19 protein-coding genes are annotated in these 19,757 nt (G+C 71.9%); 10 read left to right on the forward strand and 9 right to left on the reverse strand.

Annotated features, from left to right (window positions below):
• The first annotated feature begins 140 nt into the window (after positions 1–140).
• Both ACF1GV_RS36820 and ACF1GV_RS36825 read left to right on the forward strand, forming a co-directional pair.
• The gene (locus ACF1GV_RS36820; RefSeq protein WP_391690088.1) at positions 141–374 is read left to right on the forward strand and encodes a chaplin; all 234 of its coding nucleotides are present in this window, start codon (positions 141–143) and stop codon (positions 372–374) included.
• A 174-nt stretch (positions 375–548) separates the two neighbouring features.
• Complete coding sequence (locus tag ACF1GV_RS36825; protein ID WP_391690091.1) at positions 549–1,391, forward strand: chaplin; 843 nt, start codon at positions 549–551, stop codon at positions 1,389–1,391.
• 72 nt (positions 1,392–1,463) lie between these two features.
• On the opposite strand, the gene ACF1GV_RS36830 is transcribed toward ACF1GV_RS36825, so the two are convergent.
• Positions 1,464–1,652 carry a DUF5703 family protein gene (locus tag ACF1GV_RS36830; protein ID WP_027758838.1) on the reverse strand — a complete coding sequence of 63 codons (189 nt, stop codon included), beginning with the start codon at positions 1,650–1,652 and terminating at the stop codon, positions 1,464–1,466.
• Between the two features lie 47 nt (positions 1,653–1,699).
• Here ACF1GV_RS36830 and ACF1GV_RS36835 point away from each other — a divergent pair, with 47 nt between their 5' ends.
• A complete protein-coding gene (locus ACF1GV_RS36835) occupies positions 1,700–2,389 on the forward strand; it encodes a hypothetical protein (RefSeq protein WP_391690094.1) in 690 nt (229 codons plus the stop codon).
• 105 nt (positions 2,390–2,494) lie between these two features.
• Here ACF1GV_RS36835 and ACF1GV_RS36840 read toward each other — a convergent pair whose 3' ends face one another.
• Complete coding sequence (locus ACF1GV_RS36840) at positions 2,495–4,720, reverse strand: helix-hairpin-helix domain-containing protein (protein WP_391690097.1); 2,226 nt, start codon at positions 4,718–4,720, stop codon at positions 2,495–2,497.
• A complete protein-coding gene (locus ACF1GV_RS36845; RefSeq protein WP_391690100.1) occupies positions 4,717–5,703 on the reverse strand; it encodes an aldo/keto reductase in 987 nt (328 codons plus the stop codon). Before ACF1GV_RS36845 ends, ACF1GV_RS36840 begins: the two co-directional genes overlap by 4 nt.
• 182 nt (positions 5,704–5,885) lie before the next feature.
• Here ACF1GV_RS36845 and ACF1GV_RS36850 point away from each other — a divergent pair, with 182 nt between their 5' ends.
• Positions 5,886–6,941: an LLM class F420-dependent oxidoreductase gene (locus ACF1GV_RS36850; protein WP_391690103.1), complete on the forward strand. Its 1,056-nt coding sequence runs from the start codon at positions 5,886–5,888 to the stop codon at positions 6,939–6,941.
• A gap of 214 nt (positions 6,942–7,155) precedes the next feature.
• Positions 7,156–7,938: a ferritin-like domain-containing protein gene (locus ACF1GV_RS36855; RefSeq protein ID WP_391690106.1), complete on the forward strand. Its 783-nt coding sequence runs from the start codon at positions 7,156–7,158 to the stop codon at positions 7,936–7,938.
• Positions 7,939–7,969: 31 nt separating this feature from the next.
• Here the strand turns inward: ACF1GV_RS36855 and corA are convergent, their stop codons facing one another.
• Positions 7,970–8,965, reverse strand: a complete 996-nt coding sequence (corA, locus tag ACF1GV_RS36860) for a magnesium/cobalt transporter CorA (protein WP_391690109.1) — start codon at positions 8,963–8,965, stop codon at positions 7,970–7,972.
• Between the two features lie 62 nt (positions 8,966–9,027).
• Here corA and ACF1GV_RS36865 point away from each other — a divergent pair, with 62 nt between their 5' ends.
• The 4 genes from ACF1GV_RS36865 (at position 9,028) to mshC (ending at position 12,495) form a co-directional block, all read left to right on the forward strand.
• Complete coding sequence (locus tag ACF1GV_RS36865; protein WP_391690112.1) at positions 9,028–9,714, forward strand: histidine phosphatase family protein; 687 nt, start codon at positions 9,028–9,030, stop codon at positions 9,712–9,714.
• 71 nt (positions 9,715–9,785) lie between these two features.
• Positions 9,786–10,376, forward strand: a complete 591-nt coding sequence (locus ACF1GV_RS36870; RefSeq protein WP_363266813.1) for a DUF3090 domain-containing protein — start codon at positions 9,786–9,788, stop codon at positions 10,374–10,376.
• A complete protein-coding gene (locus ACF1GV_RS36875; RefSeq protein WP_391690116.1) occupies positions 10,340–11,161 on the forward strand; it encodes an SCO1664 family protein in 822 nt (273 codons plus the stop codon). The genes ACF1GV_RS36870 and ACF1GV_RS36875 overlap by 37 nt, the downstream gene beginning before the upstream one ends.
• 104 nt (positions 11,162–11,265) lie before the next feature.
• Positions 11,266–12,495: a cysteine--1-D-myo-inosityl 2-amino-2-deoxy-alpha-D-glucopyranoside ligase gene (mshC, locus tag ACF1GV_RS36880; RefSeq protein WP_391690119.1), complete on the forward strand. Its 1,230-nt coding sequence runs from the start codon at positions 11,266–11,268 to the stop codon at positions 12,493–12,495.
• Between the two features lie 60 nt (positions 12,496–12,555).
• Here the strand turns inward: mshC and ACF1GV_RS36885 are convergent, their stop codons facing one another.
• From ACF1GV_RS36885 to ACF1GV_RS36905, 5 genes are all read right to left on the reverse strand, one after another.
• Positions 12,556–13,461: a PAC2 family protein gene (locus ACF1GV_RS36885; protein ID WP_363266810.1), complete on the reverse strand. Its 906-nt coding sequence runs from the start codon at positions 13,459–13,461 to the stop codon at positions 12,556–12,558.
• Positions 13,462–13,712: 251 nt separating this feature from the next.
• Positions 13,713–15,329: an FAD-dependent oxidoreductase gene (locus tag ACF1GV_RS36890; protein ID WP_391690122.1), complete on the reverse strand. Its 1,617-nt coding sequence runs from the start codon at positions 15,327–15,329 to the stop codon at positions 13,713–13,715.
• 8 nt (positions 15,330–15,337) lie between these two features.
• Positions 15,338–16,876 (reverse strand): glycerol kinase GlpK, encoded by a 1,539-nt coding sequence (gene glpK, locus ACF1GV_RS36895; protein ID WP_391690125.1) that lies wholly within the window; start codon positions 16,874–16,876, stop codon positions 15,338–15,340.
• A 111-nt stretch (positions 16,877–16,987) separates the two neighbouring features.
• Entirely contained in the window at positions 16,988–17,782 is a 795-nt protein-coding gene (locus tag ACF1GV_RS36900) for an MIP/aquaporin family protein (protein ID WP_391690128.1), read from the reverse strand.
• A gap of 362 nt (positions 17,783–18,144) precedes the next feature.
• Complete coding sequence (locus tag ACF1GV_RS36905; protein WP_391690131.1) at positions 18,145–18,909, reverse strand: IclR family transcriptional regulator; 765 nt, start codon at positions 18,907–18,909, stop codon at positions 18,145–18,147.
• A gap of 519 nt (positions 18,910–19,428) precedes the next feature.
• On the opposite strand from ACF1GV_RS36905, the gene ACF1GV_RS36910 reads away from it, so the two are divergent.
• On the forward strand, positions 19,429–19,757 hold a 329-nt coding region (locus tag ACF1GV_RS36910; protein ID WP_391690134.1), incomplete at its 3' end, for a homocysteine S-methyltransferase family protein.

Genomic DNA, 19,757 nt, shown 5'->3' on the forward strand with positions numbered 1-19,757 from the left:
GTTCGCTGAATTCGGGCGTGTGTGCGGCAACCACCGAGAAGAGTGAATGCGACCATATGCTCGTAGCCCCATTACTCCTTCCTCGTTACAGGTGATGCGATCCGCAACGCTGGGATCGCTTTTGCCAACGAGGAGGAATAATGATCAAGAAGGTCGTCGCTGCTGCGGCTGCCACCGGTGGGCTGGTTCTCGCGGGCGCGGGCCTGGCCGTCGCCGAGTCCGGTGCCCAGGGTGCCGCCGTGCAGTCCCCGGGCGTCGTGTCCGGCAACGTCATCCAGGCGCCGGTGCACGTCCCGGTGAACGTGTGCGGCAACACTGTCAGCGTGGTCGGGCTTCTGAACCCCGCCTCCGGCAACCCCTGCGTCAACAACTGACCTCCCCTTTTTGGGGTTGGTCCTTCGCGGGTCGGTCCTCTGAGGGACGTCCGCACCGTCGGCCGCGGAGCGCGCGCCATGCGCTCCGGGTCGTTCGGTCTCTTGCGCATTTCAATGATGCGACTTGATCTGCGAGTTGATGTACGAGACATCGCGGAAGGCAGGAATTCAGCAATGCGACAGGTCACCCGCAAAGGCCTCATGACGGTGGCGGCAGCGACCGGCGTGCTCGCCGCCGCCGGCGGTTACGCCCACGCCGACTCGGGCGCGAGCGGCTTCGCCTCCAACTCGCCGGGCGTGTTGTCCGGCAACTTGGTCCAGGCGCCGGTGCACATCCCGGTGAACGTGTGCGGCAACACGGTCAACGTCGTCGGGGTGCTCAACCCGGCGATGGGCGACTCCTGCGCCGACCAGGGCGCGCAAGGCGGCTCCGGCGGCGACGACGGTTCCGGTGGCTCAGGGGGCGCGCAGGCAGGCGGACACACCGGAGACTCGCCCGGTGTCGGCTCCGGCAACCACGCCGAGGTCCCGGTCGACGTACCGGTGAACGTCTGCGGCAACAGCGTCGACGTCATCGGCGTCGGCAACCCGGCGACGGACAACAACTGCGCCAACGGCGGCGGGAGTGGCCCCGCCACGCCTCCGGGCGGCGGGGACACCCCGCCGGGCACCCCCGGAACTCCTGGCACCCCAGGCACCCCTGGAACTCCCGGCACCCCGGGCAAGCCTGGCACCCCTGGAACTCCTGGCACCCCAGGCAACCCTGGCACCCCTGGAACTCCTGCCACCCCGGGCACCCCCGGTACGCCGGCCACCCCGACCACTCCGGGGCAGGAGACGCCCGGCGTCACCGGCGCCTCCAACCACCCCGGCACTCAGTCGGTCAGCCGTGCCGGGGGCTCGGCCCAGCTTGCCCACACCGGCAGCGACCTGCCCATGGGCGTCGTTCTGCCCGCGGGCGCGGGCGCGCTGCTCGTCGGTGCGGTGATGTACCGCAAGGCGCGCGCATCGATCTGAGCGGCTCGGTGCCACGGCGGCAACGAACGGAACGGGCCCCGCACCAGCGGGGCCCGTTCCGTCTGCCTCACGTCACCACGTGGCGCGCACCTGGCGGATGATCCGCCGCCGCAGCCGCACCCTGCGGCTGCCGTCGCGCAGCAGACTCAGGCGGTACAACTCCCAGTGTCCGTACTCGGCATGGTCGGTCAGCAGACGTGTCGTCTCCTTGCGGGAAACCCCACGCGGTACGTACACGTCGACAAATTCGTATTCCGGCATCGCATCTATTGTGCGGGCTGGGGCCCGGTACGGATAGCGTCTGCACTATGTCTGATGCTGCGCAGCCCACCGCTGCCGAGGTACGCGCCGCCGCCGAGGCGGTCAAGACCGCGCTCGACCGCCACCTGGCCGCGGTCGAACGCAGGTCCGGCGAGGACGACCCGGATGTCTACGAGGCCTTCAACCAGCTGGCCGCGGCCGCCGAGGCGTACGACGAGCTGCTCTACGACCGCTACGACGAGGTCACGCCCTTCGAGATCCCGGGGGCCGACGACTCGCTGCCGCCGTACACGGGCCCCGAGGAGCCGAACGCGCTCAGCGTGCTGATCCGCCGCGACTACGCGGTCGCACAGCCGCAGCGGCTACGGGCGCAGGCCCAGCGCATCGAGGCGGCGGACGAGGAGAGCACGGGCGAGGGAATCTCCGGGACGGTGCACGGGGCGCTGGGCATCCTGTTCGGTGAGTTCGAACCGGACGAGATCGCTTCCCGGCACAAGGAGTTCGGCCTGGAGGAGGGCGACTCCACGCTGTGGGTGGTCGCCGCCGACGAGCCGGCTGAGCCCGGCGAGTGGCTGGAGGCGCCGTTCGAGCAGATCGATCCGCAGCGGGCGGTCTGCCGCTTCGACGTCAGCGCCGTGTTCGACGACGACCTCGACGCGGACGAGGACGACGACCCGCACCCGGATCTCGCCGCGGACGCGGACGACGACCTGGAACCCCTGGACGCCGACCGCTGACAGCACCCCGCACACCCTGCGACCGGCCCGGGACGACATGTCCCGGGCCGTACGCATGCCCGGCCGTACGCCCCCGCCCCGGGGCGGGGGAGGGCCGGTGCCCGGTCAGCCCGCCGTCGGGACCTGCGTGCGCAGCAGCAGGGGCAGGCGGGTGGTGCGCGGCTTGGCCGGGACCTCGGCGACCGCTCTCGGGAGCGCCTGTTCCACCCCGTGCACCACGGACAGATGGCGCTCGCTGCGGCCGAACGCCGTGTAGACCCACGGCCGGCTCAGGGTCTGCGCCGCATCCCCCGGCAGCACCACGACCGCCGCCGGCCACCGGCTGCCCACCGCCTGGTGCGCGGTCAGTGCCCAGCCGTGCCGCACACTCTGCTCCACCCGCTCACGCGGTACGACGACGGGGACGCCCGCGCACGTCAGATGCAGTCCGTCGGCGTCGGCCCCCGTCACCTGCCCCGGCACCGTGCGCCCCGGCCCGGGGGAGTAGGCGATCCGGTCGCCCGCGTCGAAGCCGCCGAACCGGCCGGGTCCGGGGTTCAGACGCTCCTTGAGCGCGGCGTTGAGCGCCCGTGTGCCGACCGCGCCGCCATGGCCCGGGGTGATCACCACCGTCTGCTCCGGGGGCACACCGAGCGCCCGCGGCACCGAGTCCGCGACCAGCTGCACGGTGCGGTGCACGGCCTCGCCCGCGTCCCGCACCGGCACGATCACGATCTCCTTGCCGGGCGCCTCGACCTGGTTCAGCTCGCCGACGCCGATCCCGGACACCAGCTCGCCGATCGGTCCGGGGTCGGGCGTGCGGGAGACGATGTGCGGGCACACCCGCGCGGCCAGCAGATCGGCGAAGACCCGCCCGGGCCCGGCCGACCACAGCACCGCCGGATCCCCGCTCAGCACCAGCCGCGCCCCGTCCGGCAGGGACTCCACCACCATCGCCGCGCTCTCCACGTCGAGTTGGGGAGCGTCCAGCACCACCAGCAGATCAAGATCGAGCGCACCGTCGGCGTCCCGGCCGGGGCCCTCGGCACCGGAGAGCAGCCCGGCGACGGTGACGACACCCGCAGCGGCCTCGGCATCGTCGCCCGGGAGCAGCGCGGCGAAGCGGCGCCGGCCGTCCGGTGTGTGGCAGGCGGCGACGGCCCGCAGACCCAGGGTGCGGGCGGCCGAGACGAGTGCAGCCGGTTCCGAGCGCGCCGCCTCCCCGCCGGTGTGCAGCACCAGTCCGTGCCCGGCGACGGCGCGGATCAGCTCCGCCGCGCTGCCGGACGCCGACGCGGCGGCCTGCGCCCAGTCGGCGCCGTCCTCCTCGGCCGGGGAGTTGGCCACGCGGGCGAGAGAGTCGGCGAGACTCTCCTCCGCGAGCGCGTACCGCTCGAGGCCGATCAGGACGCGCACCGGGCGCTCGGCCTCCTCCTCGTCGCCCTCCTCCCCGGCGACGGCGGGCGGCTGCTCATCGAGGGCGTCCTGGAAGGCCAGCGCCTCACCCTCGGCCAGCGCGTCCTGCACGGCGGCGTCCGGATCGGCCACCCCGCGCTGCCCCAGCGCGGTGGTCAGCGCGGTCAGTTCCAGCGCGGTGTGTCCGGCGACGGCCGCCTGTTCCAGCAGCCAGCCGGTCAGCGCGCGGCTCCGCCGCGCGTCGTCCGGACCGCAGTCCGGGCCGAGCAGGGCCCGCGCGAAGCCGTCGGCCTGCTCGGGACGCACCCCGGTGACCCGCAGCAACTGCCAGGGGTCCTCGCGCAGCACCTCGGCCGCGCCCTCGCCGAGCACCGTGGCGGCCTGCGGGGCCAGCGCCTCGGGGGCGCCACCGTCGGCCAGCACGCGTCCCACGGCGGCGACGGTCTGCGCGGAAGCGGACGTGGGAGCCGCTGGCGAGGGCTGAGCGGGGGCCGGCTCAGGCCGCCGTACCGGCTCCGGGGCCGGGCGGCGGGGGGCGGCCGGTTCGCTGAACGCGGTCCGCGCGGGCTTCTGGCCGCTCTCCACGGCCCGTACGGCGGCGAGCAGGTCGGCCGCCGTGCCGCTGAGCTTCGTGCCGCTCTCGATGGGCCCCTGCTTCTCGGCCTTGCGCCGCTCGATCCGCTCCCGCTCGAGCCGCTGCGCCAGCAGCTCGGCCTCCGCCTCGGACAGCTCACCGGCGCCCTTGCCGGCGGCCCCGCCGCCGGCCTCCTCACCGCCGCTCTCCGCACCGCCCTCGCCCTGCACGCCCTCGGCAGCGTCCCCCGCGCCCTCGGTCCCGGTGTCCCGGGCCGGCTCCTCCTGCGGAGTGCCGGACTCCGCCCCGGTGTCCGGCGTCCCCGGCCCGGCGTCCTCCGTGGTCTCCGGCTCCGTGCTCACAGCGTGCTCCAGTCGTGATCGGGATAGCGGTGCACGGGCGCCGACACATCGTCGAGCGCCCGGCAGATCTCGTCAGGAAGACTAAGCGCCTCCACTGACAATGCGGCCGTGAGCTGCTGCGCCGTGCGCGCGCCGACGATCGGCGCGGTCACGCCGGGCCGGTCGCGAACCCATGCGAGGGCCACCTGGAGCGGGGTCACGGCGAGCCCGTCCGCGGCCGTCGCCACCGCGTCCACGATCCGGCTCGCGGTGTCGTCGAGGTACGGCGCGACGAAGGGCGCCAGATGCTCCGAGGCGCCGCGGGAGCCCGGCGGCAGGGCGTCGCCCCGGTACTTGCCGGTGAGCACCCCGCGGCCCAGCGGCGAGGACGGCAGCAGCCCGATCCCCAGGTCCAGCGCGGCCGGCAGCACTTCCCGCTCCACCCCGCGCTGCAGCAGCGAGTACTCCATCTGCGTCCCGGCCAGCCGGGTCCGCGTCCCCGGCGCCGCCAGCTGCCAGGTGCCCGCCTTGGCGAGCTGCCAGCCGCAGAAGTTGCAGACGCCGGCATAGCGCGCCCGCCCGCTGCTCACCGCGATGTCGAGCGCCTGAAGGGTCTCCTCCAGCGGCGTGTACGGGTCATAGGCGTGCACGTGCCACAGGTCGACGTAGTCCGTGCCGAGCCGGTCCAGCGAGGCGTCCAGCGCGGCCAGCAGATGCCCGCGCGAGCCGTCGAACCGGCGGTCCGGGTCGGGCACGCCCCCCGCCTTGGTCGAGATGACCAGCTCCCGGCGCGGAACCAGCCCCTCTATGAGCCGCCCGAGCAGATACTCGGCCTCCCCGTCGCCGTACACGTCCGCGGTGTCGACGAGGGTGCCGCCCGCCTCCCAGAACGTCTTCAGCAGGTCCGCGGCGTCGTGCTCCTCGGTGTCCCGGCCCCAGGTCAGGGTGCCGAGCCCGACGCGGGACACACGCAGGCCGGTGCGGCCGAGATGCCTCTGCTCCATGGACGCCGAGATTACTGGCCAGGGATGCGCCGTGGGTTGCCTGTGGACAACGAGAATCCGGGCTTTCCACAGGGGCTGCGCGGCGCGCGGGGGCGACGCTCACCACACCACCCTGCCCCGGCGGCGGGCCCCGCGCTAAGGTCGGCGCACACGGGACATTACTGATCGGTAAGGGAGCGGGTATGCAGCTCGGGATCAACCTCGGCTACTGGGGCGCCGGGATGGACGCGGACAACCTCGCCGTCGCCCAGGAGGCCGACCGGCTCGGCTACGCGGTGTGCTGGGCCGCCGAGGCCTACGGCTCGGACGCGGCCACCGTGCTCAGCTGGGTCGCCGCCCAGACCGAGCGCATCGACGTCGGCTCGGCCATCTTCCAGATCCCGGCCCGTCAGCCGGCGATGACCGCCATGACCGCCGCGACCCTGGACTCCCTGTCCGGCGGCCGCTTCCGGCTCGGCCTCGGCGTCTCCGGCCCGCAGGTCTCCGAGGGCTGGTACGGCGTCAAGTTCGACAAGCCGTTGTCCCGCACCCGCGAGTACGTCGAGATCGTGCGCCGGGCGATGAGCCGTGAGCGCCTGTCGTTCGAGGGTGAGCACTGGACGCTGCCGCTGCCCGGGGGCCCGGGCAAGCCGATCAAGCTGACCGTGCACCCGGAGCGCGAGTACATCCCGCTGTACATCGCCGCGATCGGCCCGAAGAACCTGGAGCAGACCGGAGAGATCGCCGACGGCGCCCTGCTGATCTTCCCCTCCGCCGACCACCTGGAGGAGACCGCGATCCGGTATCTGCGCGCCGGACGCGAGAAGGCCGGCAAGACCATGGACGGCTTCGACGTCGCGCCCACCCTCCCGCTGCACCTGGGCGACGACAAGGACGTGACCCGGCTCGCCGACGCCTTCCGGCCCTACACCGCGCTGTACGTCGGCGGCATGGGCAGCGCCAAGCAGAACTTCTACAACCAGCTCGCCCGGCGCATGGGCTACGAGCAGGCCGCCGCCGACGTCCAGGAGAAGTACCTCTCCGGCGACAAGCAGGGCGCCGCGGCCGCCGTACCGCACGAGCTGATCGACGCCACCACGCTGCTCGGTTCCGTGGACCGGATCGCCGACCGGATGAAGGCGTACGCGGCGGCCGGCGTCACCACCCTGAACCTCAACCCCGCCGGCTTCACCCTCGACGAGCGCGTCGCCGCGCTGCGCGCCGGCATCGAGGCCCTGGAGCGGGCCGGCCTGGCGTAGGCCCGACGTAGTCTCTACGGCCGTGGTGGGGGCTCGGGGGTCTTCCCCGCCACGGCCGTCACCCGGAACAACGCGCCCGGCGTCCCAGGGTTACGGCCCTTTCCGTGAGCCGTGCCGTAACCCGTCCGGCGGAGCGGTGCGACACCCGTGTTGCAGGACCTCTCCCACCGCACTTGACTCGTTCTTTGCGGAGTCCTGCAGAGAGGTACCTCAGATGGTTTCGGCGAAGAGTCTGTTCCAGGAGATCCTCGACAACGACGAGTCCTTCGCGCTGTTCTGCTCCATCGCGGCCGGCGGGGAGTCGCAGGGGGGCTGGGAGAACGGCCGGATCGCCGCCCTCGTGCCTCCGGGCGAACGCGCCATGGCCCCCAAGATCGCCCGGCACGGAGCCGACGAGGACAAACACGGCCGCATCTTCAACGCCCTCATGAAGAAGCGCGGCCTGCGCCCCGTCCCGGTGCCGCCCGAGACCGACTACACGATGCTGCTGGAGAAGCATGGCATCGGCCTGTCGCACGACAGGCTCAGGGCCGACCGGCCGCTCACGGCGGAGGACATCGTCGTCTACCTCGCGCACAGCAGGGTCACCGAACAGCGCGCCGCGGAGCAGATGGCCATGCTGCGCACGTACTTCGCCGACCACCCGGACGTCGGCAGGGCCGTCCGGATGATCTCCGCCGACGAGGACAACCACCTGGCGTACGCGCACGAGGAACTGCTGCGCCTCGCGACCGCCGGGCACGGCCGGCTCATCCAGCGCTCCCTGCGCGCGTGCGCCCTCGCGGAGATCCGCATCTACCGTGACGTCAGCCTCGCCGTCATGGCGCACATGGGCCGCATCCTCGGCTGGTCCCGGGCGAGGTCGGCGCTGCTCGCCGCCGGCATCCACGCGGTGTACGCCTGGGAGCGGTTCGCGGGCTGGCACCGGATGGTGTCCCTGCGCATGCCCGAGCACCGCGACGCACTCGGCGGCGCCCCCGCCCCCGAGTTCGCCTGACCGCGCCCCACGCACCCGCTCACCGCGCGCGTCACATCCAGCCCCGCCGCTTGAACAGCCGGTACAGCAGCACCACCAGGCCGACCATCACGATGATCACCGCCGGGTACGACCACACCCAGTGCAGCTCGGGCATGTGGTCGAAGTTCATGCCGTAGATCCCCGCGATCATCGTGGGCACCGCAGCCATGGCCGCCCACGCGGAGATCTTCCGCATGTCGTCGTTCTGCCGGACGCTCATCTGCGCAAGATGCGCCGACAATATGTCCGACACCAGCCGGTCCAGCCCCTCCACGGACTCGTTCACCCGCGTGAGATGGTCGCTGACGTCACGGAAGAAGGGCCGCGCCTTGTCGGCCACGAACGGCACGTTCACGCCGTACTCGCCCGCGCCCGCCATCCGGCTCAGCGGCTTCGCCAGGGGTCCGGTCGCCCGCCGGAACTCCAGCACCTGCCGCTTGAAGGTGTAGATCCGCGACGCCGTGTGCCGGGTGCCGCCGCTGGACGGCGAGAACACCTCCGTCTCCAGCTCCTCCAGGTCGGTCTGCAGCTCCGTCGCCACGTCCAGATAGTGGTCCACCACGGCGTCGGCGATGGCGTACATCACCGAGGTCGGCCCCTTGCCGAGCAGTTCCGGCTCGTGTTCCAGCCGCTGCCGCACCGCCCCCAGCGGCGAACCCTCACCGTGCCGGACGGTGACCACGAATCCGTCGCCGAGGAAGACCATGACCTCACCGGCCGAGACCGTGTCGCTCTCCGGCTCGTACACGACCGGCTTGAGCACCAGGAACAGCGAGTCGTCGTACACCTCCAGTTTGGGCCGCTGGTGCGCCTTCAGGGCGTCCTCCACCGCCAGCGGATGCAGCCCGAACTCCTGGGTGACCCGGTCGAACTCCGGCTCGGAGGGCTCGTACAGACCCACCCACACGAACCCGCCCGCGGCCCGCGCCTCCTCCAGGGCGTCGGAGAAGTCCCCGGGCCCCTCGGTCCGCCTGCCGTCGCTGTAGATGGCGCAATCGACGATCACGGAGCGCATTCTCCTTCCTGCGGGCCGCCGACGCGGCCCTGCGTACGCCTACCCTGGGGCGCATGCCCACGTTGATCCTCGTAAGGCACGGACGCTCCACCGCCAACAGTGAGGGACTCCTCGCCGGCTGGACCCCCGGCGTCGCTCTCGACGAGCGCGGCGCCGCGCAGGCCACGGCGCTGCCGGCCCGGCTCGCCGCGCTGCCGCTCGCCGAGATCGTCACCAGCCCGCTGCAGCGCTGCCAGGAGACCGTCGCGCCGCTGCTGGCGGCCCGCCCCGGTCTGACGCCGCACACCGACGAACGCATCGGCGAGTGCCACTACGGCGACTGGTCGGGCCGCAAACTCGCCGAGCTGAGCGACGAGCCGCTGATGGAGGTCGTCCAGGCGCACCCCTCCGCGGCCGCCTTCCCCGGCGGGGAGTCGATGCGCGCGATGCAGACCCGTGCCGCCGAGGCGGTCCGCGAGTGGAACGCGCGCGTGGAGCGCGACCACGGCGCCGACGCGGTGTATCTGATGTGCTCCCACGGCGACATCATCAAGTCGCTCGTGGCCGACGCACTGGGCCTGCATCTCGACCTCTTCCAGCGAATCTCCGTCGAACCGTGTTCCATCACCGCCATCCGCTACACCCGGCTGCGACCGTTCCTGGTGCGCCTCGGCGACACCGGCGACTTCGCCTCCCTTGCCCCCCGCGAGCAGCCGCCGGGCGACGACGCAACGGTGGGGGGTGGTGCGGGCGCACCGTGATCGTCGGCCGCAGTAGGGTGAAGCGGTCGCAGTAGCGCCGCGATTACCCACCACGATTCTTGGAGCTGGACGTGTCCCGTCAGGTGTTCCTCTACGACCAACCGGACCGCTTCGTGGCCGGTACGGTCGGACTGCCCGGGCGCCGTACCTTCTTTCTGCAGGCCAGCGCCGGTGCCCGGGTGACCAGCGTCGCCCTGGAGAAGACCCAGGTCGCCGCGCTCGCCGAGCGCATGGACGAGCTCCTCGACGAGGTGGTACGCCGCAGCGGCGGCAACGCCGCCGTCCCGGCCGTCGCGCCCACCGAGATCAACGACAGCGCCCCGCTGGAGACTCCCATCGAGGAGGAGTTCCGGGTCGGCACCATGGCCCTCGCCTGGGACGGCGAGGAGCAGCGCATGATCGTCGAGGCGCAGGCCCTGGTCGAACTCGACGCCGAGTCCGACGAGGACCTCGCCGAGGCCGAGGAGCGACTCCTTCAGGACGAGGAGAACGGGCCCCCGATGCTGCGGGTCCGCCTCACCGGCGCCCAGGCCAGAGCCTTCGCCAAGCGCGCCCTCGACGTCGTCAACGCCGGCCGGCCGCCCTGCCCGCTGTGCAGCCTGCCGCTCGACCCGGAGGGACACGTATGTCCGCGCCAGAACGGATACCGCCGCGGAGCCTGACCGCGGCGCAGCTCCTCGCCGACGGGGAGCTGACCGTCCGCGGGCGCATCCGCGAGGCCTCCAACGCGGCCCTGTACTGCACGGTGGCCCTCGACGGCCGGGAGGCCGCCTGCATCTACAAGCCGATCGCCGGTGAGCGTCCTCTGTGGGACTTCCCCGACGGTGCCCTCGCCCGCCGCGAGGTCGCCGCGTACGAGGTGTCCGAGGCGACCGGCTGGCACCTGATCCCGCCGACGGTGCTGCGCGACGGGCCGTACGGCGAGGGCATGTGCCAGCTCTGGATCGACGTCGAGCCCGAGGGCGCCGAGCTGCTCGCCCTCGTCGACGGCGAGGAGCCGGAACCGGGCTGGAAGGCGATCGGCCTCGCCGAGGTCGGCGAGGGCCGCACCGCCCTGCTCGTGCACGCCGACGACCCCCGGCTGCGGCGGCTCGCCGTCCTGGACGCCGTGATCAACAACGCCGACCGCAAGGGCGGCCATCTGCTGCCCGCCGCCGAAGGGCGGCTGTACGGCATCGACCACGGCGTCACGTTCCACGTCGAGAACAAGCTGCGCACCCTGCTGTGGGGGTGGGCGGGGGAGCCGCTGACCGAGGAGGCCGTCGAGGCGCTGACCCGGCTGCGCGCGAAACTGAAGGAGGGCGGCGCGCTCGCCGAGCGGCTCGCCGCCCTGGTCAGCCCCGCCGAGGCCGACGCCACACGCGCGCGTGTCGAGGCGCTGCTCGCCTCCGGGATACACCCCGAACCGAGCGGGGAATGGCCGGCGATTCCCTGGCCACCCGTGTGACACACCCCGAGTGCACATCGGCCGGGAAGACACAAGAGCGCCTTCCCGGCCATACGACCCGCTCCGGTTCGTATGTGAAACCCCGGTCCGGTTAGGCTCATGACATGCATGCCTGGCCCGCTTCCGAAGTCCCCGCCCTGCCCGGTCAGGGCCGCGACCTGAGGATCCACGACACCGCGACCGGCCAGCTGGTCACCCTCCAGCCCGGTCCCGTCGCCCGTATCTACGTCTGCGGCATCACCCCGTACGACGCCACCCACCTGGGGCACGCGGCGACCTACAACGCGTTCGACCTCGTACAGCGCGTGTGGCTCGACACCAAGCGGCAGGTTCACTACGTCCAGAACGTCACGGACGTCGACGACCCGCTGCTGGAGCGCGCGGAGCGGGACGGCGTCGACTGGGTCGCCCTCGCCGAGAAGGAGACGGCCCTCTTCCGTGAGGACATGACGGCCCTGCGGATGCTGCCGCCCCGGCAGTACGTAGGCGCCGTCGAGGCGATACCCGGCATCGTCCCGCTCGTGGAGCGGCTGCGCGACCTCGGCGCGGCCTACGAGCTGGAGGGTGACATCTACTTCTCCGTCGAGTCCGACCCGCACTTCGGCAAGGTCTCCCACCTCGACGCCGCCGCCATGCGGCTGCTGTCCGCCGAGCGCGGTGGTGACCCGGACCGCCCGGGCAAGAAGAACCCGCTCGACCCGATGCTGTGGATGGCCGCCCGTGAGGGCGAGCCGAGCTGGGACGGCGCCACCCTCGGCCGGGGGCGCCCCGGCTGGCACATCGAGTGCGTCGCCATCGCCCTGGACCAACTCGGCATGGGCTTCGACGTCCAGGGCGGCGGCTCCGACCTCGCCTTCCCGCACCACGAGATGGGCGCCTCGCACGCCCAGGTGCTCACCGGCGAGTTCCCCATGGCCCAGGCGTACGTCCACGCCGGCATGGTCGCCCTGCACGGCGAGAAGATGTCGAAGTCCAAGGGCAACCTGGTCTTCGTCTCCCGGCTGCGCCGCGACGGCGTCGACCCCGCCGCGATCCGTCTGTCGCTGCTCGCCCACCACTACCGCGCCGACTGGGAGTGGACCGACCAGGTCCTCGCCGACGCCGTGGCCCGGCTCGGCCGGTGGCGCGCGGCCGTCTCCCGGCCCGACGGCCCGTCCGCCGACGCGCTCGTCGAGGAGATCCGCGACGCCCTCGCGCACGACCTCGACGCCCCGGCGGCCCTCGCCGCCGTGGACCGCTGGGTCGCGCTCCAGAAGGAGCGGGGCGGCACGGACCCCGGTGCACCGGGCGTCGTCTCACGCGCCGTGGACGCGCTGCTGGGCGTCGCTCTGTAAGGGCTTCCGGCAACGATGAAGGGCGGTGCGCCTGGCGCACCGCCCTTTCCCGTACTCCGCTCAGTCCTCCGCGTCGTCCTCGTCGTCCTTGGCACCGCCGGAGGCAGGTGGCTTGGGCGGACGGGCGCCGTCACGGCGCCGCAGATACCGCTCGAACTCGCGCGCGATCGCCTCGCCCGACGCCTCCGGCAACTCCGCGGTGTCCCGGGCCTCCTCCAGCGTCTGGACGTACTCGGCGACCTCGCTGTCCTCCGCGGCCAGCTGGTCCACGCCCACCTGCCAGGCGCGCGCGTCCTCGGCCAGCTCGCCCAGCGGGATGCGCACGTCGATCAGGTCCTCCAGGCGGTTCAGCAGCGCCAGCGTGGCCTTCGGGTTGGGCGGCTGCGACACGTAGTGCGGCACGGCCGCCCACAGCGACACCGCCGGCACGCCCGCGTGCGTGCACGCCTCCTGCAGGACACCCACGATGCCGGTGGGACCCTCGTACTTGGTCTCTTCCAGATCCATCCGGCGTGCCAGGTCCGCGTCGGACGTGGTCCCGCTGATCGGGACCGGACGGGTGTGCGGGGTGTCGCCGAGCAGGGCGCCCAGGATCACCACCAGCTCCACGCCCAACTCGTGCGCGAAGCCCAGCAGCTCGTTGCAGAACGAGCGCCAGCGCATGGACGGTTCGATGCCGCGGACCAGGACCAGGTCGCGGGGCTTGTCGCCGCCGACGCGGACCACGGACAACCTTGTCGTCGGCCACGTGATCTTCCGGACGCCGCCGTCCATGAACACCGTGGGGCGGTTCACCTGGAAGTCGTAGTAGTCCTCGGCGTCCAGCGCCGCGAACACCTCGCCCTTCCACTCCTTCTCCAGATGCGCGACCGCGGTGGAGGCGGCGTCGCCGGCATCGTTCCAGCCCTCGAACGCGGCCACCATGACCGGGTCGATCAGCTCGGGAACCCCCTCGAGCTCGATCACCCAGCGCCTCCTTCCGACGTGCCCTCGCTTGACCACCCAACCTTACGGCGTGCGGCGGGGGCGCCCGCAGCCCCCTTGTACGGGGGAGTGAACGGAACACTGCCCCGATCACCACCCCCGAACACCCTGCCGGCCACCCATCCCGCTCCTCACCGCCCGCCGGCCCGGCGCGCGCGGAAAGGGGCGGCTCCGTGCGGGGAGCCGCCCCTTACCTGGCGCAGGGCCGTCCGGCCGTCGAACCTGTGCCGGCCCTACTTCTTGTCGAGCAGGTCCTGGACCTTCCCCCGTACCTCGTCCGTGGCCAGACCGCGGATCGTCAGCGTCGTACGGCGGCGCAGCACGTCGTCCGCCGTCTCGGCCCACTCGTGGTCGCGGGCGTAGACGACCTGCGCCCAGATCTCCGGGGCGTCGGGGTGGACCCGCTCGCCCAGCTCGGGGTTCTCGTTGGCCAGGCGGGCGATGTCGAACGCCAGCGAACCGTAGTGCGTCGCCAGGTGCCTGGCGGTGTCCGCGGCCATGCGCGGGCCCGGCGCCGGGCGGTCGATCAGCAGGCGGTGCGCGACCGCGCGCGGGTTGGCGACACCGGGCAGCGGCAGCTTCTTGGGCAGCGAGGCGATCGGCTCGAAGTCGTCGCCCAGCGGGTGGCCCGGCAGCGCCTCCAGCTTCTTCATCACCGTACGGCCGATGTGACGGAAGGTGGTCCACTTGCCTCCCGCGACGGACAGCATGCCGCCCTTGCCCTCGGTGACGACCGTCTCACGCTTGGCCTTGGCGGTGTCGCCGGGGCCGCCCGGCAGCACCCGCAGCCCCGCGAAGGCGTACGTGATCAGATCCCGGTCGAGCTGCTGGTCGCGGATGGAGAACGCGGCCTCGTCGAGGATCTGGGCTATGTCCTTGTCGTTGACCGCGACGTCCGCCGGGTCGCCCTCGTACTCCTCGTCGGTGGTGCCGAGCAGCAGCATGTCCTCCCAGGGGAGGGCGAAGGTGATGCGGTACTTGTCGATCGGCGTGGCCAGCGCGGCCTTCCACGGTGCGGTGCGCTTGAGGACCAGGTGCGCGCCCTTGGACAGACGGATGGAGGGCGCCGCGTTCGGGTCCTCCATCCGGCGCAGGTGGTCGACCCAGGGGCCGGTCGCGTTGAGCACCAGGCGGGCGTTCACGCCGAACTCGTCACCCGAGGTGCGGTCCTTGAGGTCGGCCCCGGTCACCCGGCCCTTGGTGAAGCGCAGTCCGGTCACCTCGGCGTGGTTGAGCACGGCCGCGCCCGCTTCGACGGCCGCGCGGACCGTCATCAGCGCCATGCGCGCGTCGTTCATCTGGTCGTCGCCGTACACGGCCACGGCCTTGAGGTTGTCGGTGCGCAGTTCCGGCACGTCCTGCGCCGCCTTGGCGGGGGAGAGGAGGTGGCCGACGCCGTCGCCGAACGCGGAGAGCGCGGAGTAGGCGAAGACGCCCGCGCCGAGCTTCGCCGCGCCGTGCGGTCCGCCCTTGTACACGGGGAGGTAGAACGTGAGCGGGTTCGCCAGGTGGGGCGCCACCTGACGGGAGACCGCACGGCGCTCGAAGTGGTTCTCCGCCACCAGCTTCACGGCGCCGGTCTGCAGGTAGCGCAGACCGCCGTGCAGCAGCTTGGAGGAGGCGGAGGAGGTGGCGCCGGCGAAGTCGCCGGCGTCGACCAGAGCCACCCTGAGGCCGGACTGCGCGGCGTGCCAGGCCGTGGAGATGCCGAGGATGCCGCCGCCGATGACAAGAAGGTCGTACGACGCCTTGGAGAGCTGCTCCCGGGTCTCGGCTCGGCTCGGGTTCGAGCCGGAGGCCGGGTGGGTGCCCAGGGCAGGTACGGAACTCAGGGTGGACTGCGTGGTCATAGCGGGTATTACTCCTCGTCCTCGAGCCAGCCCATGGTCCGCTCGACGGCCTTGAGCCAGTTCTTGTACTCACGGTCGCGGGTCTCCGCGTCCATGCGGGGGGTCCACTCGGCGGCCCGGCGCCAGTTGGCACGCAGGTCGTCGGTGCTGTTCCAGAAGCCGACGGCGAGACCGGCGGCGTAGGCGGCGCCGAGGCAGGTGGTCTCGGCGACCATCGGGCGCACCACCGGCGCGTCCAGGACGTCCGACAGCGTCTGCATCAGCAGGTTGTTGGCGGTCATGCCACCGTCGACCTTGAGGGTCACCAGCTCGACGCCGGAGTCCTTCACCATGGCGTCGGCGATCTCCCGCGTCTGCCAGGCGGTGGCCTCCAGGACGGCCCGCGCGAGGTGCGCCTTGGTGACGTACCGGGTCAGGCCGGCGATCACACCGCGGGCGTCGGAGCGCCAGTGCGGGGCGAACAGGCCGGAGAAGGCCGGCACGAAGTACGCGCCGCCGTTGTCCTCGACCGACAGCGCGAGGGTCTCGATCTCGGCGGCGGTGGAGATCAGGCCCATCTGGTCGCGCATCCACTGCACCAGCGAGCCGGTGACGGCGATCGAGCCCTCCAGGGCGTAGACCGTGTCCTGCTCGCCGATCTTGTAGCCGACGGTGGTGAGCAGACCGGCGTACGAGTTGATGATCTTGTCGCCGGTGTTCATCACCATGAAGGTGCCGGTGCCGTAGGTCGACTTGGTCTCGCCCTCGGCGAAGCAGGTCTGGCCGAACAGGGCCGCCTGCTGGTCGCCGAGCGCGGAGGCGACCGGGATGCCGCCGAGCAGGTCGCCCAGCTTGCCGCCGGTGATCTCGCCGTAGACCTCGGCGGAGGAGCGGATCTCGGGCAGGATCTGCAGAGGTACGCCGATCGACTCGGCGATCTTCTCGTCCCACTCCATGGTGTGGAGGTTCATCAGCATGGTGCGGGAGGCGTTGGTGACGTCGGTGACGTGCTTGCCGCCGTTGACACCACCGGTCAGGTTCCAGATGACCCAGGTGTCCATGGTGCCGAAGAGGATGTCCCCGGCCTCGGCGCGCTCCTTGAGGCCCTCGACGTTGTCGAGCAGCCAGCGAGCCTTGGGTCCGGCGAAGTAGGACGCGAGGGGGAGACCGGTCTCGCGGCGGAAGCGGTCCTGGCCGACGTTGCGGCCGAGCTCGCGGCACAGGGCGTCGGTGCGGGTGTCCTGCCAGACGATGGCGTTGTGGACGGGCTCACCGGTGTTCTTGTCCCACAGCACGGTGGTCTCGCGCTGGTTGGTGATGCCGATGGCCTTGATGTCGTCGCGGGTGATGCCGGCCTTGGCGATCGCGCCGGCGACGACCTCCTGGACGTTGGTCCAGATCTCGGTGGCGTTGTGCTCGACCCAGCCCGGCTTGGGGAAGATCTGCTCGTGTTCCTTCTGGTCGACGGAGACGATCCGGCCGTCCCGGTCGAAGACGATGCAGCGGCTGGAGGTGGTGCCCTGGTCGATGGCGGCGATGAAGGGGCCGGCGGTGTGCGCGTCGGTCACTGTGTGCTCCTGGAGGATCCGTCGTTGGGGGGCTGATGGATACGGCGCGTGCGGTGCTCAGGGGTCCGCGGGGACGTCTCGCTGTTCCTCGCGGACATCCTGAGCTGGCTCCTACGCGAATGCGACGTTGTAGAGGCCTGCGGCTATCGCGCCGCCGATCAGCGGACCGACCACCGGGATCCACGCGTAGCTCCAGTCCGAGCCGCCCTTGTTGGGCAGCGGCAGCAGGGCGTGCACGATGCGCGGGCCGAGGTCACGGGCCGGGTTGATGGCGTAGCCGGTGGGACCGCCGAGGGACAGACCGATCGAGACGACCACCAGAGCGGTGACCAGACCGCCCAGGACGCCCAGGCCGTTGCCCTTGTCGTTGAGGCCCTGCGTGAGGACCGCGAGGATCAGCACGACGGTGCCGATGATCTCCGTCAGGAGGTTCTGCACCGTGTTCCGGATTTCCGGACCGGTGGAGAAGACGCCGAGGACCGGGCCGGCGCCCTTCTCCTGCGCCTCGACGGCCTTGGCCGTGGTGGCCTGCGCGCCCGGACCGCCGACGATCTCCTTGTCGGTCAGGTGCGCCTGGAACTGGCCGTAGTAGGCCGCCCAGACCAGGGCCGCGCCGATCATCGCGCCGAGCAGCTGGCCGGCGAAGTAGACCGGGACGTTCGTCCAGTCGCTGTCCTTGATGGCCAGGGCGACGGTGACCGCCGGGTTGAGGTGGGCTCCGGAGAGCGGGCCGGAGATGTACACCGCCGTCATCACGGCGAAACCCCAGCCGAAGGCGATGGCGAGCCAGCCGGCGTTACGGGCCTTGGATGCCTTCAGGGTCACGGCGGCGCAGACGCCGCCGCCGAGCAGGATGAGTATGGCGGTACCTATGGTCTCGCCGATGAAGATGTCGGAGCTGGACACCCGCGACTCCTTTGTCCTTCGTCCAGGGGGGAAGCCGGACTCCCGGGTCCCTCCGGGGGTGCGGCGCCCTCGGGGGTGAGAGCGAATTCCGGCCCTTGGCGTTGTCACACTCTAGCGCGTATTGCCGGTAGGTGTTCGACAATGCCGACCGATGGACGGGAGTCTTGCTTTGGCCTCAGCTACCCGTCAAGAGGTCTGTTATCGAAAGCACGATCGTTATTGATCGCTTCCGGCTATCGCGGACACGCGCGGGTGCGCCCCTGCCCGGGTGCGGACACGCACGGCTGCGCTCCTCGCCCGGGCGCGGACACGCCACAGGGCCGGAACGCCCGTACGGCGTCCCGGCCCTGTGGGTGCGTCTGTCAGAAGCGCCCGGCGCCCAGGTCCCGCGACACCGCGCGGGCGCAGTCCCGCACCGCCGCGATCAGCTCGGGGCGCAACTCCCCGTCCCGGCGTACCCGCTCCACGGCGCCGGTGATGCCGACCGCGCCCACGGGCATACGCCGCCGGTCGTGGATGGGTGCGGCGATGGACGCGACGCCCTCCCAGGTCTCCTCCACGTCGGCCGCGTAACCACGCGCGCGCGTGACGTCGAGGAGGTGCTCGAACCTCTCCAGGTCGCACACCGTGCGGTCCGTGAAGGCCTTGCGGTCGGACTCCAGGGCCTCGCTGTGCGCCACCGGGTCGTAGGCGGACAGCACCTTGCCCAGGGCGGTGGAGTGCAGCGGCTGCATGGCCCCGATCTCCAGCACTTGCCGGCTGTCGTCGGGCCGGAAGACGTGGTGCACGATCAGCACGCCCTGCTGGTGCAGCACGCCCAGGTAGACGCTCTCCCCGCTGGAGCGGGCCAGGTCGTCGGTCCACACCAGGGCGCGCGCCCGCAGCTCGTGCACGTCCAGATAGGTGGTGCCCAGGCGCAGCAGTTCCGCGCCCAGCTGGTAGCGCCCGGAGGCCTCGTCCTGCTCCACGAAGCCCTCCTGCTGGAGGGTGCGCAGGATGCCGTGGGCGGTGCCCTTGGCGAGGCCGAGTGCGGAGGCGATGTCCGACAGGCCCAGGCGTCGCTCGCCGCCTCCCAGCAGCCGCAGCATCGCGGCCGCCCGCTCGAGCGACTGGATGTTCCGTGCCATCGCCGTCCTGCCTCCGTCCCCTTCGACCGCTCACGCACGGTGCGGCCACCGTCGTTCGGCAATGTCGAACACTACCGGTCCATGCCGACCTCCCGCCAATGGTCGGACGGTACTTGTTACGCCATGCGCGGCGTGTCGGCCATACGGGGGCGTCCCCCGGCCACCTCGATCATCCACGCCGGCGCCCCGCACGGTGCCATCCACCGGCCGGGGCGGTCCACCGGCAGGGGCGTACGGCCCGGCGTCCGCCCCCGCGCCCGTCACCCGTACGGCCCGGCGTCCGCCCCCGCCCCCGCGCCCGTCACCCGTACGCCCTCCGTGCCTTCGCCCGGTCGCCTCGGAATCCGCACCCGCCTGCGCAGCCGCTCGCGGCCGTATGCCCGCGCACCCCACCCGTCCGCCTCGTGGACGCTCCGCCCATCCTCGGCGAGTCCCGGTTACGCTGACGCCGTGCGCCTCGCCTGAAGACCGCCGCGAAGCCGCATAGCCGACAGCCGTCGCATCCAAGGGAGCCCCTTCATGGCCTCGTCGCCGCTGACCCCTTCCGCCGACAGCCGGACCCGTGTGTCCGCGCTCCGAGAGGCGCTCGCCACGCGTGTGGTGGTCGCCGACGGTGCGATGGGCACGATGCTCCAGGCGCAGGACCCCACGCTGGAGGACTTCCAGCAGCTCGAGGGCTGCAACGAGATCCTGAACGTCACCCGTCCGGACATCGTGCGTTCGGTTCACGAGGAGTACTTCGCCGCGGGTGTGGACTGTGTGGAGACGAACACGTTCGGGGCGAACCACACGGCCGCCTCCGAGTACGAGATCTCCGACCGGGTGTTCGAGTTGTCGGAGGCGGGTGC

This window comes from Streptomyces sp. NPDC014006 (genome assembly GCF_043088925.1).
Taxonomy (GTDB): domain Bacteria; phylum Actinomycetota; class Actinomycetes; order Streptomycetales; family Streptomycetaceae; genus Streptomyces.

Excerpts from the sequence above, each read along its gene's own strand:
- ACF1GV_RS36830 (WP_027758838.1), bottom strand. The coding sequence starts at position 1,652 with ATGCCGGAATACGAATTTGTCGACGTGTACGTACCGCGTGGGGTTTCC.
- ACF1GV_RS36850 (WP_391690103.1), top strand. The coding sequence starts at position 5,886 with ATGCAGCTCGGGATCAACCTCGGCTACTGGGGCGCCGGGATGGACGCG.
- ACF1GV_RS36875 (WP_391690116.1), top strand. The coding sequence starts at position 10,340 with ATGTCCGCGCCAGAACGGATACCGCCGCGGAGCCTGACCGCGGCGCAG.
- ACF1GV_RS36905 (WP_391690131.1), bottom strand. The coding sequence starts at position 18,909 with ATGGCACGGAACATCCAGTCGCTCGAGCGGGCGGCCGCGATGCTGCGG.
- ACF1GV_RS36855 (WP_391690106.1), top strand. The coding sequence starts at position 7,156 with ATGGTTTCGGCGAAGAGTCTGTTCCAGGAGATCCTCGACAACGACGAG.
- ACF1GV_RS36865 (WP_391690112.1), top strand. The coding sequence starts at position 9,028 with ATGCCCACGTTGATCCTCGTAAGGCACGGACGCTCCACCGCCAACAGT.
- ACF1GV_RS36890 (WP_391690122.1), bottom strand. The coding sequence starts at position 15,329 with ATGACCACGCAGTCCACCCTGAGTTCCGTACCTGCCCTGGGCACCCAC.
- ACF1GV_RS36845 (WP_391690100.1), bottom strand. The coding sequence starts at position 5,703 with ATGGAGCAGAGGCATCTCGGCCGCACCGGCCTGCGTGTGTCCCGCGTC.
- ACF1GV_RS36825 (WP_391690091.1), top strand. The coding sequence starts at position 549 with ATGCGACAGGTCACCCGCAAAGGCCTCATGACGGTGGCGGCAGCGACC.
- ACF1GV_RS36835 (WP_391690094.1), top strand. The coding sequence starts at position 1,700 with ATGTCTGATGCTGCGCAGCCCACCGCTGCCGAGGTACGCGCCGCCGCC.
- mshC (WP_391690119.1), top strand. The coding sequence starts at position 11,266 with ATGCATGCCTGGCCCGCTTCCGAAGTCCCCGCCCTGCCCGGTCAGGGC.
- ACF1GV_RS36820 (WP_391690088.1), top strand. The coding sequence starts at position 141 with ATGATCAAGAAGGTCGTCGCTGCTGCGGCTGCCACCGGTGGGCTGGTT.